The organism is Paenibacillus eucommiae (assembly GCF_017874215.1).
Taxonomy (GTDB): domain Bacteria; phylum Bacillota; class Bacilli; order Paenibacillales; family NBRC-103111; genus Paenibacillus_AI; species Paenibacillus_AI eucommiae.
Map to the genome: position 1 here is coordinate 86,043 of NZ_JAGGLB010000018.1, position 15,643 is coordinate 101,685.

Consider the following 15,643-nt stretch of genomic DNA (forward strand, 5'->3'; position numbering starts at 1 on the left):
GTTTTAATGCTTCACGCTTCCGGCTGTCAATCCATCGATCAAGTATTTTTCAATAGCTAGGAACAAGGTGACAACAGGCACGGTTGCGATTAAGGAGGTTGCGAATAAATATTGCCACTGCACATCATATTTTCCGAAGAAAGCATAGATCCCGACAGTGATTGGCTTTTTCGTTTCTGTTGAAATTAACGTAAGCGCCACTACAAACTCATTCCAGGACATAATGAATACGAATATAACAGCCGTAATAATGCCAGGCGCGGCCAAAGGCAGGATGACTCTCCACACAGCTCCAAACCTCGTGCACCCATCGATCCATGCGGCTTGCTCCAGTTCTTTCGGGATCGTTGTGAAATATCCCCTTAATATCCATATCGCAAATGCTTGGCAAAACGCAGTGTTAATAATAATTAATCCCCAGAGGGAATCCATAAGGCCAAACCAGTGAATTTCCCGATACAACCCTACCAATAACACGATAGGCGAAAACATCTGGGTCACGATGATGATATACATGTACAAATTTCTGCCTGAAAAACGAAACCGAGTCATGATATAGGCCGCTGGAACAGCAGATATGAGCGTTAACAGCATGGTTCCGACAGAAATCGACAAAGAATTCACGAAATAATGCGCCAGCGGTATTTTATTCCATATATCAACAAAATTATACAAGGTCCAATCCGTAGGAAAAAACGTCGGAGGCAGGCTGTAGACCTCTGTTTTATTTTTTAACGAAGTAATCAGCATAATAAAATATGGAAAAATAAGTACGATAAATAATACATAACCTGCTGCAGCAATGAAGCCTTTATTCCATCTGGAGGTTTTATTCATTCTCTTCCTCCTTCCTAAGCGACAACGACACATAAACGATCGCAAAGACCAGCAAGATGATAAAGCTGATGACGGACACGGCTGCCGCTTCCCCCATCTTATTCGATTGGAAGGCCAGCTTATATAAATAGGTCGTAACCAAGTCTGTTTTGTTGACCGGATCTCCCTTCGTAATGGACCAGATGATCGGGAAGGAGTTAAATACATAGATCGTATTGAGCACGATACTCACCGTCAACGGGTTCCTTAATAACGGCAAGGTGATGTGTACAAAGCGCTGCCATCCATTGGCACCATCGACATCGGCAGATTCATATAAATCCTTTGAAATCGATTGCAGACCAGCCAGCAATATAAAGGAGGTAAATGGAATCGTAACCATGATCCCTACCCAAATCATAGCTGGAAAGGAACTTGATGCTTTGGCAAGCCAGTAAATATTCTCCTCAATCAAGCCTAATTTCATCAAAATCAAATTCAGCACGCCGTAGTTATAATCCAATATCCATTTCCAGATGACCGATGTAATGATCAAGGATACGGACCATGGGATAATCAATGCAGACCTGACCAGCCTTCTGCCGGGAAATTTTTGATTCAGGAGATTGGCAATGCCCAGGGACAAAATGGTGCTTATGCCGACAACGGCGATGGTCCAGACAAACGTGTTATTGACCACCGTAAAAAAGGTTTTGTCAGCAAAAAGCGCCCGATAGTTGTCCAAACCGTTATAGCCCTTACGGATACCGGACATGCTAATTTCCGAAAAGGAGATGATAAAAAGCTCATAGATCGGATAAACAATAACGACTGCAATAAGCAGCATGCTCGGAACGAGCCACAATAAAGGTAGTAAATTGGACCTGCGCTTGGAAGCTGCAGTCTGAGAAGCATTCAACCGGTTCACCTCACTTGTCTTTTGAAACGCTTACAATGAGATTATACCGTTCTCCCCGCCATCTTAACATTAATAAAACCGCTTTATCTTTTCATATTTTTTGGATGTTTTTGATGATGTTCATTTTTTTGAGGTGAGGTAGCACAAATTTGTTATTGATGCTGGTTCCGGTATTGCTGAGGACTTACACCTTTTTGCTTTTTAAATACACGTCCGAAGTAATTGATGTTCTCATAGCCGACTTCCTCCGCGATCCGATAGCTTGGAAGCTCCGTTTCCAATAATAATTCGACTGCCTTCTCAATGCGGAGCTGATTCAAATATTCTGTAAAACTTACGTTCATTTCTTTTTTAAACAGGAAGCTAAGATAGCTTTCGCTCATATTAATCAACCCGGCTGCCTGTCCCAGCGAAAGATCCTGCTTATAATGTGACTTCATATGCAAGAGCAATTGCATGATTTCCTCGCGGTATGTTTCGCGCATTGTTTGCTTGGCCCGCTCTATATGGTCTTGAAGAAAACGTTCGAACCACTGCCTTGCTTCCTCAAGCTCCTCAAAACCTAGTACCTGCTTGTATAGCGGACTTCCCTCCCCGAAGCTGGAGGTTGGGATCAGATGAAGCAGCCTCAGACATGCCTGAATATAGTTTTCGACAGGCTTTCTTACTTCCCTCATACGTGCAAATATCGCGCGAATTGTCGTCTGCAATTCTTCCCCGTTCAAACGATCAAGCTCCGTCTTCAGACGGTTCTCCTCTTCCCTGGAAATGACGAATGCGGACGGATCAAGCGCGGCATGCTCTTCACAAGCAAAAACTTTCTCCTTGCCTTCAACAAAATATAACTGGAGAACATCTCTCGTCTGCAAGTAAACGCTTTGAATGTATGAGGCCTCTGAAAACCGGCGACTTATTCCAATGCTCACAGACGCATTCAAAAATCGTCTAGCTGCGCTGATTAAATCCTGAGCAATTAGCTTGGTTTGTTCAAGTAGAATAGCTTTATCGCGTTCCTCAGGAATGAGCAGGACCCACTCGTTGTCCAGGTATGGGATCACATATCCCTTAAGCCATTTATTCAGCTCCAGTTCAAGCAAGTTCCGCAGCGTCGTTTGATTGGGCTCCAGCTCCATGGATACATGGTTGCTGCGGTGAATGCGAAGCACCATACATCTATTCGCACTAGATAACGCCAAGCCGCTATTAGCCTCATCTTCCGATCCACCAGGCGCCTCTATCACATGATGAAGCCACCTTGACCATGCTTTGCTCCTGTCCTCTACAGGCTGCTGACTAGTCATATGCCGTTCCATCTCCTGCTGGTCCACACGAATTTTCTCTGCCGTTTCCAGCAAAAGCTCGAGCAGCTCTTCTGGCTTCATGGATGCTTTCAGGATGTAATCGTCAACCCCCAATTTCATCGCCCTGCGCAAATACTCATAATCGTTATGACTGCTCAGCACAATGATTCTGACATGGGGGTAACGCGCTTTTACATGCTCGATCAGCTCCAGCCCGTTCATACGAGGCATGACAATATCCGTAAGCAAGATGTCCGGTTGTTCCTGCTCCATCATTTCCAGTGCCTTCTGCCCATCGGGGGCATCTCCTATAATAAATCCCTGACTCTCCCAGTCTATGATCGACTTGATACCCAGGCGAATCAGAAGCTCGTCATCTACCAGAAGTACTTTCAATTTCATCTGTTCGCTCCTCCAATTTCTTCAGTGGCAGCAGTACATCCACAATTGTTCCTTCGCTTGGCACACTCCTGATTTGGATGCCGAAGCTTTCCCCATACTGCAATCGAATCCGATCATGAACATTCTTGATGCCGATCCGATGCGGCAGCTTGCCACTGGATCTTTGCTCCAGCCAATCATTGACCTGATCCAGCTTGTCCTTACTCATGCCAACTCCATTGTCATACACCGAAATAATAAACCGGCCCTCCTCCACCTTCGCTTCAATCCGAATTTCCCCCTGCCCTGCTATAGCCTCGATTCCGTGATAAATACTGTTCTCTATAATGGGCTGCAAAATAAATTTGATCACTTCGCAGTCAAGAAGCTCATCCGGTATGGAGTATTGAACCGACAGCTTTTCATTATACTTCAGCTTCATTAAAGAAATATAATTCTCAATATAATGGATTTCCTCGCGAAGCCGAATCAGACTGCTGCCTCCGCGGCCTATGCTTGATTCGAGAATAATGCCCAGACTCGACAGCATGTCTCCTACCTCCCGATCTTGCTTGATATAGGCCATCCATTTAATATTATTCAACGTGTTCAGAATAAAATGCGGATTGATTTGCGCCTGAAGTGCCTGAAACCGCATATCTTCCTTTTGTTGAAACTCCTCTTTCAAGCGAATAAGCAGCTCCTTGATCTGCTTAATCATTTTATTGTACGTTCCGATCAATGTAGCTATTTCTTTGGGACCAGCAATACTCAGCATACTGTCAAAATTCTTCGCTTCCGCTCCCTGCATCCGCTTATTCAGCAGCTTGAGCGGCCTGGATATGCCGAATGAAATCGTAAGTGTAATAATCATAAAAATAAGGAAGATCAAAGCAACAATCCAAATATTCATTTCTCGTATATCAAAAATTTGCTTAAACACCGTGTCGTAAGGAATGATCTGCACAATTTTCCATGCCGTCTGTTCCACCGTATCATAATTGACGATCCACTTTGTCTCGTCTGTTGTAACAATAACCTGTCCTTCTGACCGCTCACCTACGCCTGTCATAAACGCTTCGCCAGTCACATTATTACCAATTCTGTCCTTATCCGGACTGGAAACTACGGTGCCCTCTTCATCGATCAAGAACACTTGACCCTCCAGCGTGGACAAATATTTTCTGATGTCGGTTTCCGCCACACTATAGATCAGCAGTCCGAGATTTTGTTTGGTCTGATGATCGGTAACCGTCTTGATCAGTGAAATAATAGGCGTTTTATCGATATATATAAAATCTGTATAATTGAATATCCATCTTAATTGATTCGGCTTGTCCAACAAGTCTTTATACCACTGTGAACCAATGTAACTAGGAATTTGGCTGGACTCGATATACCTGGTGCTATACCAGTTCCCCTGATAGTCAGTCAAGGTTACATACGTATCCGAATAGAAAGAACTGAACATATTGTTCAGCACCTCATCCTTGAGCCTTAGCTTCTCGTAATCGCTATAATGGTTGGGATTTTTCAACAAGGTAACCACGTTCGGATTCTTGGATATTTCTACGGAGGACTTCAACATATCCTGCAGAATGATCTCCACGTTGAAATTAATCAAAGTTAACGCTTCTCGTGCGGACTCGCCGATCTTCTGTTCAATGACTTTCTCCAGTGGCTTATCGATTAAATTGAAGGTGATCAGAAAGGGGATAATTAGAAATAAGAGGATGGAAAAAAATATTTTATTCCCTATGGAATTAATTTGGGATAAGGCATATTTGATCAGTTGCATAAGTCATTCTCTCCTTGGCACTCATTCTCCCTTGGCGAAGTTAACCTCTCCCCATTTTTCCCGTTTATTGTATCACAGTGATATTCAGACTGTCGATGGTCGTCGATGATTGTCGATAGTTGTCGATTTTGTTGATTGCGCCTGAGGAAAGGAATGTGGGCTCCAGCCGCTGTTAAAGATTTGTTCCCTTGAATGAATGGATATGGAGGTTGGAACAAATCTTTAAATGCGGACGCTATCGCTCTTCCTCCCACATCCCTTCCCTCTCTCAGCTTCAATCGCACGAACACCAAGCTTAAAAGGACCTGGCCGCCTGGCAAGGTCCTTACGGATTGAATTACTTTTATTACTCAACAAGCAATCGTTCAACTTCCTCTTCACTCAGCCTTGTTAGTCTGGCAACCATCGAAATCTCTAATCCTTCTTTCAACATATTTCGCGCGACTTCAAACTTTCCTTCAAGCTTTCCTTTCAGCATACCTTCCCGTTCGCCATCCTTCCAGACTTTGGGATCTATCAGTGTGTCCCACATCTTATTGACCTCCTTACTTAACTCAGGATATGGATCGTAGTGAGCATATAAATGCTCTGTGATATAGGTTGCAGCTTTCATCATCTGCTCCATATCTCTGAACAGTAGCTCGTTCTCTTCATATAATTGATTTAGCATATGCAATGTCTTATGAATCGTATCTTTCAAGCGCTGGAACTGCTCTAAGATCTTCTGCTTCTTTACCTCTTCTGGCCGCTTGCTCCGCTGAATCCTTTTCAGCTCCGCTCTCACATTGAACACTTGCAGTGGAAGCAGCGCGTATAATCGTCGTGCCCGCAGCTCCTCTGCCGAATAAGTCCAATACTTCACAACGGGAACACAGTACTCCAGTTCCTGCCCATCATCAAATCTCAAATGCATGGAGAGTGTATCGGAAATCGTCTTGTTCTCTTCTAGAAAGATCACACGCTGCTGTGGATACTTAATGACAACTTTTCCGGTTTTCACAACCATCTCCATATTTCTGTCCCTTATCGCTTTCTCAAGCCCATATTTGAACATCCGGATAATCATCGAGCTGTCCTTCAGGGTCTGAAATTCAATGTGATAACGAAACACGCCAGCACGGGTACGAAGGGTTATATACAAATCGGCTTCCAGCCGTTCCAGATTGTCCAGCGTAAACCGGCTATCTTCATAGTGAATGTCGGTGACATCTAATTCATAAAAAGACTCACCAAACAGCCCATTGATTAGTTGAATTGTCACTTTGTTCGATAGCTTAAATAACTGCTGCAAGGTTTGGTCGAGCTTGATTTTCTCATGTCTGTGACCTGTCTCCTGCATCTTTTGCTTAGTTATAATTCTCCCCCCATTATACCATAATTACCATACAACACACCGCAAACACAAAAAACGCCGTCTTCATATTTCCTGGAAGGAAATATGAAAGCGGCGTGTGCTTCACGTCCGATGTATGTGTTCGTAATTTTCATAGTATCATAGGGACACTTGCCTGTCAGCTTTTATTTTAATTTTTCATTTAAACTGCTTATTCATGCGAAGCGTTTTTTAAACGCACGGAGATCCAGTCAGTTTTGTGAAATCTATACATGACCGTCAGTCCGAAAAAGACCAGGAACGTATAGAAGGAAATCCAGGCTCCCATGCTTCCGAATTCAAAAACGAAAATCATCAGGTATGCCAGCGGCACAAACAAGAACCAGCAGAGGACAAATGAAGCGCGCAGCAGGAATGTCGTATCCCCAATTCCCCGCAGTCCTCCCGCATAGAAATTCAACAATCCGTCAAATATTTGCAGGTAGGCTGATACCATGATTAAATGGGCTGCCAATTTATAAACCTCAGGATCATTTGTGAACATTCGGGCAATCGGTTCAGCGGCGAATAGCTCTATCGTACCTAGCAGGATTAAACATAGAGTCCCGATTATCGCAGTGTCAACTCCCGCTCGTTTCGCCTGCATCGGATCGCCTTGCCCAACTCTTTGTCCGACAAGGATCGTCGCTGTCGCTCCGAAGGCAAATGCCGGCATAAAGCCAAACGACATCACATTGAGCGCAACCTCATTTGCAGCCAGTGCACTGGTTCCGAGGCGGGCAACGAATATGGTGAAAATAAGCATCGAAACGCTCATCGAAAACTCCTGCATGCCCAGCTTTCCGCTCTCAACTAAAATAAGCTTGCCTTCATTACGATTAAACTTAACCTTTGAGCGAGTCTGGAACACCTTGTTAAGCGAAAAAAAGTAAACATACAAAGCACCCAGCAAGGCGACAGCTTCACCAAGCAGAACAGCAGTCCCTGCACCAGTCAAGCCCATTTCTGGAAATCCTAAATTACCGAAGGTTAATGCATACGTAAAGAAAATCATAGTGACTCCGTTTGCCAGGGACAATACCATCGTAGTTCGGGTCCGGCTGACGCCGCGCAGAAACCCTTGAAAAACAAAGGTAACGGTTCCGCAAGCCATAGCATAGAAGCGGAGCTGCAAATAGAAACTGCCACCCTCCACTAACTCTGGAGAAACCAACCGGATGATCCATTCCGCACCAAATGTGCCTAAACAGAGCAAAAATATGCCAAAGGCAGCACTCAAATAAAGAGCGATATAAGTACGCTCTATGCCTTTCTTCATATCATTGGCTCCAAAATTTTGGGCAATCAAGTAGTTCACTGTATGGCCAATGCCGGAAAAAATCGCAAAAGCATTATACATAATAATATTAGACACGCCAACGATCGCAATCGTCAGCGCACCTAAATGACCGAGCATAATTAATCCAATTGTTGCTGTAACTGTCTGCGTTGAAAAAGCAATTAGCGATGGAAAAGCTAACTTGATAATCGGTTTCCAATGTTTAAACATGATGTTATTTTACCCTCTTTACTTAATTGCGTACTAATTTAGTAATCCTTCCGTCCACAATCCATTCTGCCACATAAACATCCCCTGCCGAATCGACACAAATCCCATGAGGAGAACTGAACTTATTCGTCTTGTAATACGATTTCGCCAAATTGGGCCAACCCGTCTGCTTATAGGCTTGCTGATCTTCACCCAAATGAGTGATAAGCCGGTCGTTTTTGTCAAAAATGGTTATCCGGCTGTGCAAATCCGGAAAATAGATCTCATCCTTGTAATAATAGAAGCTGCAGGGCATATCCATATCATCTGCGATGATCCTTACGAACTGGCCATCCAGTGTAAATACCTGTATCCGATAATTCCCTCTATCAGCCACATACAGCACGGGTTCATTGCCGCGTAGATCTACAGAAATACCATGTGGACAATTTAATTGCCCCGGTTCAGAGCCCTTTCCTCCCCATGAACGGATGTAAATCCCCTCCGCTGTGTATTGGTGAATCCAGCTCTGTCCGTATCCGTCTGCAATATAAATATCTCCATTGGGAGCAACAGCTACGTCTGTTGGCACATACTGACGATCAGCGTCATACATATCTCCATGATCAGGAGCTCCCAGGGTTAGCAGATGTTCGCCATCCAGGGTTGTTTTCACCATTATCCCCTTAACTGTATCCGTCACATAAAGGAATTCACCGCCTGCCTCCTCGTGCAGATAGAAGCCGTGTGCGCCTCCCTCAAACTCCTCGCCCCATGATGCGAGATAGTTCCCTTCCTTGTCAAACTTAAATACAGATGGTTTCCCCGTGTGAAATATATACACATGATTCTCTTTATCGACTACAACGCCGTGCGTATATCCGAATTTCAAATGGTCCGGCAATTTAGCCCAACCAGTAGCGACCTCATAAGTATGCGTTCCGTTTCCAACTTGTGTGTTAGCTGACATAAGTATATACATCTCCTATTCTTAGCCGTCATGTATTTGCGCACAATTTGACAGCAAGTTAACGGGGTTAGCTTGAACCCTAGTTTCCATTCTATAAGATTGGTTGACGAAATGAAAGAAAAAAAGAGCCTTGTGGCATCCTTTGATTTGCTTGTTCATACATCGGTGCATGGGTAGGAAATGGACTATGGTTCTGAACAAGTGAAGAAGACCAAGCCGATGCCAGGTCCTCTGAAGAGATTTGTATATGGAATGAGCACGTTTGAACGTTATCGTCTAATAAGCTCAAGGCCGGTGCGATAATGACTAGGCGAGCAGCCAACATGACGAAGAAATAAACGGCTGAAAAAGGAAGGATCGTCATACCCGACCATGGTCGCGACAGCAATGACTTTCTCGTCTGTTTCCATAAGCAGATGCTTGGCCCGCTCGATGCGGATTTGATGAAGAACATCGATTACACTTCGCTCGAATTCCTGTCCCATAAGCCGGTTCAACTGCCGGATGCTGACATTAAAAAGCTCGGCAAGCAGCTCCAGCGTTATCTTTTTCTCATAATTTCTTTCCAGATACCCATAGATGCGCCTTGCCGTCATCTCCCGGTCTGCCTGGCGCGGAGAGGAAGACCTCTTCTGCGTTTGCGAAAGTGTATAATAGCGCGAGAGCAGAACTAGAAGCTCAATCATTTGCAGTCGGATGATCGTTGCAAAGCCGAGGCTGCGGTTGCTATTTTCCCGAATCATACTATCAAAGAGGAACAGCACGGAAGCAGCATCCTGTCCATGCAGATTAAGCCGGTGATTGAAACGAATATCGCTTTTCAAAAAAGGATGCACGTAAAAATAATCCATCGAGCCCGAAATTTCCAGCTCGCGAAGCAGCGAATTAGGAATAAAAGAAGGCATAAACAAGCAATTGATAATTTCCATCTGCTCGCCCTTCTCAACTAAGTAAGCATGTGTTTCTCCGGGGTTTATAATAAACACATCACTTGTCTGTATTTCATAGCCAGTACCTTCAAACACATGAATACCTTTGCCGCGCACCACGTAGACGAGTTCTACGAAATCGTGGCCGTGCTCTTCAATGTTCCCCTGTACGCTTCGATTCACCCAAAATGGAAATTCTTCCTTCATATAGCTGCTGCTGCTTATTACGCTTTTCACACCGATATTCCACCTTTCGCAAATATACTCAGAAAAGATCTGTCGTTATTTTGCCCCTCTTAGCCAGAAGGTGGTCAACTATGATTGTTCCTTACAGCGCTGTCAAAGCGTTCGCGCCGGGGATCCGCAAGCCATTCCTCCCAAGTTATACCCACAGAGGCCAGGATCTCCTCAATCCGCCTGCGAAAGGGAAGGCCCGCTTCCTGCAGCTGTACCTGCATCGGATCCTCTCGTCCATCAAGCTTTGCTGCGACCCATTCCTTCAACTGCCGCTCAAAGCTTGCAGTGAGCTCCGGCAGTTCGTTCGCCAAATTGACGGTTTCCTCCGGATCGGTTTCCAGATCATACAGCTCACAGTCAGGCCGGGTAAAAGGACCAGAATCATAGGTGTGAATATATTTGTAACGCTCCGTCCGAATCCCCCGTGATGCCTGCCAAGCACATTCACTAAGGTATATCGTCTCATGCGTATGATCCGCAGTACCTTGAATCGTTGGCCACAAACTGAAACCATCCAAGCCTGCAGGGTCTTCCAGCTTGGAAAGATCAATACCTTCCGGCGCTTCCTGGCGAACCGCTTCCAGAATAGTGGGCAGCAGATCGACCTGCTGCACAAGCCCTTGCACCCGTCTCCCGGCTGACATCCGGCCTGGCCAGCGCATGATGATAGGGACATGAACGGTCGGCTCATACAGCCCGCAATGATCCCAATAAATGTCATGCTCAGTCAGACTTTCACCATGATCGCCAAAAAGGATAACCAGTGTCTCCTCACGGATACCGATTTGCTCCAGATGCTCATCAAGCTCCTGAAGCCGATCGTCTAAATAGCGAATTTCAGCATCGTAAAGCGCATCATAATAAGCACTGTCCGTAACTCCCTCAACCAAATCATAATGATGGTGCTTGAAGAAGGGGTATGCCAAATGATTATAAGCAGCCTCCATACTTGTATGGCGGGAATCATAAGGGTCACGGCCGCTTTCGTAAAATCGCGAAACATAATCCTCTGGAGGCAGGTAAGGAGTGTGGGTATCCCAATAATGCAGAAATAAGAAAAAATTCTCGTCCTTATGCTCTTTCAACCAGGGCATAGCCAGATCATTGACAGTACGCCCGTCTATCCATCGTTTTTCTCCAGAGCTGTTCATATAATAGCGGTACCCTCTGGCGAACCATTCTTTCAATTGGTATAAATTGTCCACAGCTGCTGTAGTAAAGCCCGCCTTGCGCAGCATAGTAGGAAGCCAGGCCGTCGTTTTGGGCAAATGTGTAAGGCCAGAGCCATGTGATACAATCCCCGTAGACAATCCAATTTTTCCTGTAAAAATACCGGTATGCGCTACCTCTGTTGGAATATCTGCTGCGTAAGCTTTCTCAAAAGTCACTCCCTGTTCGGCGATCCGATCCAAATAAGGGCTTGTAGGTTTTCCATAGCCATAACCGCTTAACCGTGAAGCCCTTAAAGTGTCGAGTGAAATCAGAATGATCTTCATCTAGTATCCTCCCGTGAAGCCACTTTCGTCAAGACGTCCGGCCGCAGCTTGATCGAGCCAGCTCAGGACCGCCTCCGTATTTTGTTCCAGCGGGAATGAGGTGGTGCAGAGTGTAATTTCCGGCTGCAGAGGCTCCTCGTAAGGATCAGAAACGCCAGTAAATCTGGCTACCTCGCCTCTTCTTGCTTTGGCATAAAGCCCCTTCACATCTCTTCTTTCGCATTCCTCAAGCGAGCATTTCACGTAAATCTCCACAAATCCGGCTACCTCGCCGCGCACATAATCCCGCATTTCACGGTAGGGGGTAATCGCCGATACGAGCACGATAACCCCGTTTCGGGAAAGCAGCTTGGCGACATAAGCAATCCGTTTAATATTTTCGAACCGTTCTTCGCGGCTAAAGCCCAGCCCTTTACAAATCGTTTCCCGCAATACATCGCCATCCAGCAATTCAACTGCGCAGCCCCGTTCCCGCAGCTGTGCCTCCACTGCTTGAGCCGTCGTTGTCTTGCCAGCTCCGGATAATCCGGTAAACCAAAGCACTGCTCCTGCCTGTTGTTTCTTGCTCTTGGTTGTTGCATTCGCTTCCTGTATCATCGGTTCTAAATAACCTCCACTGGCTCTCCGCCAAGCTGATGTGAACGGATTGCAGCTTCTATAACCTCTTGTGCGGCAAGTGCATCTGCACCAGACGCTTCTATATCGGCTGGAGCCGTACCCGCTTCTATTTGTTCAATAAATCTGCCAATCCGCTGCCGGAACGTATCGTTAAAGCCCTCCATGCCTCCAAACAATGGATTCCTGTAGACCTGAAGATCATCCGATTTGTGAGGAAAAAAGGTCATGCTTTCATATACATTATCAATGACGATGCGTCCCGTATGCCCGGCTACCTCGCAGTATTCGATCGGATGACGCATCGACATATCATAGCTTCCTGTCAAATGTCCCACAGCACCAGAGGCAAACTCCATATTGACCGAAACCGTAGACCAGGAGCTGCGTCCAGGCGCTTTAGTCATGAAGGACTGCACACGCCTGATATCACCGCCAAAGTAACGCATGACATCGATCGAATGAGGGTGCAGCGCCCGCATATGAAGCCATTCGCTTTCCTCAGACGGATTATCAATAGTCAGCCGCATATTAATAAAAAGCAGCTCCCCAAGCTCACCTTCAGCCACCAGCTTCTTTGCACGATACGCAGCTGGTGTGAAGCGGTGGTTCAGATTGCAAGCAAGCCGCACATTTCTCTCCCGAGCTGATGAGACCATCTGCCTGGCCTCCTGAATCGAGTTCGAGATTGGCTTCTCTACAAACACATCCTTACCCGCTTCAATCGCTGTCATAACAGGCTGAAAGTGATGGCTGCCTTTCTCCACTCCAGCAGTTGCAACAACGATAACATCTATAGCTTCCTTGTCCAGCAGTATACGAAGATCCGTATAAGCTGGCACCCCGAACTCAAGACCTACCGCAGCAGCGCGATCTCCCATAAGATCGCACACAGCTGCAAGCTCAGTTTGCGGATGCTTCCGGTAGGTCTGGCAATGAATTTTCCCGATATGATTCACACCCACAACGGCTACTTTGATCATCGGTAACCTTCCTTTCTCACTGTCCAGCCGGCTTCTATTTCTTCTCCTGCAAGGAACGCGCATTGCCAATGGAACCAATATGCAGTGCCTCGTAAATCTCCTTCGAGGAGGTGAAGTTTTTGTTTTTACCATGCCAGTTCAAATTTGTGTAGATCGGGTTGCGGCGCTTGGTCAGCTTCTCCCGCTTGGCGATATGAGCGAGCATCCTTTTTTCCAGTAAAGCAACAACGTCTGGTTCCTGCTCCGCCAAATTAACATTTTCCTCCGGATCCTGTATTAAATTATACAGCTCTACCTCCGGTTTGTCGTGAAAATCGGGCTCCAGCGCAAGAATTAGCTTCCACTCCGGTGTCCGCCAGCCATGCTTGCGCATCCAGGTGCATTCCGAAATATAAAATTCGCTGACACGTGTAGTTTTCTTTCCATTCATCGGTCCGGTCAGGGAACGGCCGTCAAATTTGATGCCACTTTTGATACCAAGCAGGTCGAGAACAGTAGGCATAATATCCTGAATCAGAGAAACATCGGAATTACGCGTTCCGGCAGGTACTTTCCCTGGGTACTTGATAATTAACGGCACAACTAATGTACAATCATACAACCCATGATGGTCAAAATAACAATCGTGCTCGTATAGCGTCTCGCCATGGTCGGATGTGATCACAATTAACGTATCCTCTTCCAGACCGAGCGCCTCAACCTTCGCAAAAATGCTCTGAATACAAGCATCCATATACGCTATTGAACCATCGTATTGAGCGTTAACATATTCATAGTCAGTAACTCCTTCGGGAATCCATGACTTGAAATAATCAGCAAACGGCTTAAAGTTATACACAGGCTCCATCGAAGAATTAGCCGGATCCAGCTCATCACTTCCATAAAACATCCGATCATACGGCTGTGGCGGTAAATAAGGGGAGTGCGGATCCATATGGCGCATAAAGAGAAAAAACGGCTTATCTTCAGCTGCCAGACGTTCTAGCTCAGGTATGGCCGTTTCATTCAAGTTCTGTGCTTTCGGAGCGCGTCCCGATTCATCCGGGAGCCAAGACTGGTAGTCCAGATAAGTTTGGAAGCCCCTCGACGACGGATTTCCAGTAAAACCGATACAGGTTGTGTTATAGCCCTGCTCGCCAAGCACCTCGGCAAGTGTCTGCAGATGATCGCCCATAGGCCCTTCATGACGCAGCGCTACTACGTCTGTACCGAAAACATCCATCCCCGTAAGCATCGCCGCATAAGCGGGTGTAGTCGGAATGCTGGGACTGAAATGCTGCTCGAACAAAACACCCTCGGCTGCCAGCTTATCCATATGCGGAGTTGTCAGCTTGGAATAGCCGTATGAACTCATATGATCCCTGCGTAAACTATCGATACCAAAAAAGATAACATTAGATTTTTTGCGTGCCATGTAGGTTTCCTCCTTAGATTATGCCGATTTGGCCGGCTATAGCTTTGCACTTGTAAGGCTGATTTCGGCTGCCTTTTCCTTCACGGAATTTATTCTTTTCAGACAGGCATTCAGATAGCCGTAAGATTCTGCTGCCACAATCGATACCTGATCAAGTGAATGCCCAGGACCCGCTCCAATCACTTCAAGCACTACCGGTCCGCTGTAGCCGCCATCAACCATAGCTTTGCAGTATTCGAATAAATCGATATCGCCGCGTCCACAGGCCTGCAGCCCGATCGGCCCAGGTCCCTGCGCCCTGCCTTTGCAATCGCGGATATGAACATGCTTAACCCTGCTAAGCACAGCGGGGAGCGCTTCCTCTGCATTCTCGCCAGCACGGTGGATATGGCTTGGGTCCATATCGATACCGAATGCTTGCGAGGTGATTTCTTGCATCGCTCGCAATGTCGAAGGCGTATGATAGATAGAGCTGCCCACATGTGCTTTGACACACAAGGTGATTCCGTAGGAGGCAGCCCTCTCTGCCATTTTGGCTAAAGATTCGATCGAAGCCTGCAGGTCTTCTTCAGAGTCCGACTTTCCGCCAGGACCCACGTTTACGATCGGGATCCCGATTTCTGCAGCCGCTTCAAAAGCAGGCAGCAGCCGTTCTTCACTTAACGATGCAACCTCTGTGGATAAAAACTCCAGGCCATTTTCACTTACGATGCTTTGAAGCTCATTTTTTTGCTCTTTCCAGCGTCTCAGGTCAAGATGCTCACACATGCCTTGAATCGCCGCGATTTCCACACCATCATACCCGCAAAGTGCTATTTGCTTGGCCGCAGTGGCAAAATCAAACTCTTTAAATAGGACAGAATTAACGCCTAACTTAATCATCAGTTTTTTCCCCTCCAATAATGGAAATCGAAATAGAAATC

At 46.0% G+C, this 15,643-nt stretch carries 13 protein-coding genes; all 13 read right to left on the reverse strand.

Features of this window, described 5'->3' with window-relative positions:
* Nucleotides 1-3: 3 nt before the first annotated feature.
* Nucleotides 4-837: a carbohydrate ABC transporter permease gene (locus J2Z66_RS23810; protein WP_209975087.1), complete on the reverse strand. Its 834-nt coding sequence runs from the start codon at nt 835-837 to the stop codon at nt 4-6.
* Nucleotides 830-1,735 (reverse strand): carbohydrate ABC transporter permease, encoded by a 906-nt coding sequence (locus tag J2Z66_RS23815; RefSeq protein WP_245375791.1) that lies wholly within the window; start codon nt 1,733-1,735, stop codon nt 830-832. Before J2Z66_RS23815 ends, J2Z66_RS23810 begins: the two co-directional genes overlap by 8 nt.
* 152 nt (nt 1,736-1,887) lie before the next feature.
* On the reverse strand, nt 1,888-3,438 hold the full coding sequence (locus J2Z66_RS23820) for a response regulator transcription factor (protein ID WP_209975089.1): 1,551 nt from the start codon (nt 3,436-3,438) through the stop codon (nt 1,888-1,890).
* On the reverse strand, nt 3,410-5,215 hold the full coding sequence (locus tag J2Z66_RS23825) for a sensor histidine kinase (protein ID WP_245375792.1): 1,806 nt from the start codon (nt 5,213-5,215) through the stop codon (nt 3,410-3,412). Before J2Z66_RS23825 ends, J2Z66_RS23820 begins: the two co-directional genes overlap by 29 nt.
* A 346-nt stretch (nt 5,216-5,561) precedes the next feature.
* Entirely contained in the window at nt 5,562-6,554 is a 993-nt protein-coding gene (locus J2Z66_RS23830) for an Rpn/YhgA-type helix-turn-helix domain-containing protein (RefSeq protein WP_209975091.1), read from the reverse strand.
* Nucleotides 6,555-6,759: 205 nt separating this feature from the next.
* Nucleotides 6,760-8,097 (reverse strand): MATE family efflux transporter, encoded by a 1,338-nt coding sequence (locus J2Z66_RS23835; protein WP_209975093.1) that lies wholly within the window; start codon nt 8,095-8,097, stop codon nt 6,760-6,762.
* Between the two features lie 22 nt (nt 8,098-8,119).
* Nucleotides 8,120-9,046 carry an NHL repeat-containing protein gene (locus tag J2Z66_RS23840; protein WP_209975095.1) on the reverse strand — a complete coding sequence of 309 codons (927 nt, stop codon included), beginning with the start codon at nt 9,044-9,046 and terminating at the stop codon, nt 8,120-8,122.
* A 269-nt stretch (nt 9,047-9,315) separates the two neighbouring features.
* The gene (locus tag J2Z66_RS23845; RefSeq protein WP_209975096.1) at nt 9,316-10,212 is read right to left on the reverse strand and encodes an AraC family transcriptional regulator; all 897 of its coding nucleotides are present in this window, start codon (nt 10,210-10,212) and stop codon (nt 9,316-9,318) included.
* Between the two features lie 74 nt (nt 10,213-10,286).
* Nucleotides 10,287-11,708, reverse strand: coding sequence for a sulfatase family protein (locus J2Z66_RS23850; protein ID WP_209975098.1), 1,422 nt, complete (start codon nt 11,706-11,708; stop codon nt 10,287-10,289).
* Nucleotides 11,709-12,305 (reverse strand): adenylyl-sulfate kinase, encoded by a 597-nt coding sequence (gene cysC / locus J2Z66_RS23855; protein WP_209975100.1) that lies wholly within the window; start codon nt 12,303-12,305, stop codon nt 11,709-11,711.
* 5 nt (nt 12,306-12,310) lie between these two features.
* On the reverse strand, nt 12,311-13,306 hold the full coding sequence (locus J2Z66_RS23860) for a Gfo/Idh/MocA family protein (protein ID WP_209975102.1): 996 nt from the start codon (nt 13,304-13,306) through the stop codon (nt 12,311-12,313).
* A 34-nt stretch (nt 13,307-13,340) separates the two neighbouring features.
* Nucleotides 13,341-14,720: a sulfatase family protein gene (locus tag J2Z66_RS23865; RefSeq protein WP_209975105.1), complete on the reverse strand. Its 1,380-nt coding sequence runs from the start codon at nt 14,718-14,720 to the stop codon at nt 13,341-13,343.
* Nucleotides 14,721-14,756: 36 nt separating this feature from the next.
* Nucleotides 14,757-15,602, reverse strand: a complete 846-nt coding sequence (locus tag J2Z66_RS23870) for a sugar phosphate isomerase/epimerase family protein (protein WP_209975107.1) — start codon at nt 15,600-15,602, stop codon at nt 14,757-14,759.
* Nucleotides 15,603-15,643 lie beyond the last annotated feature (41 nt).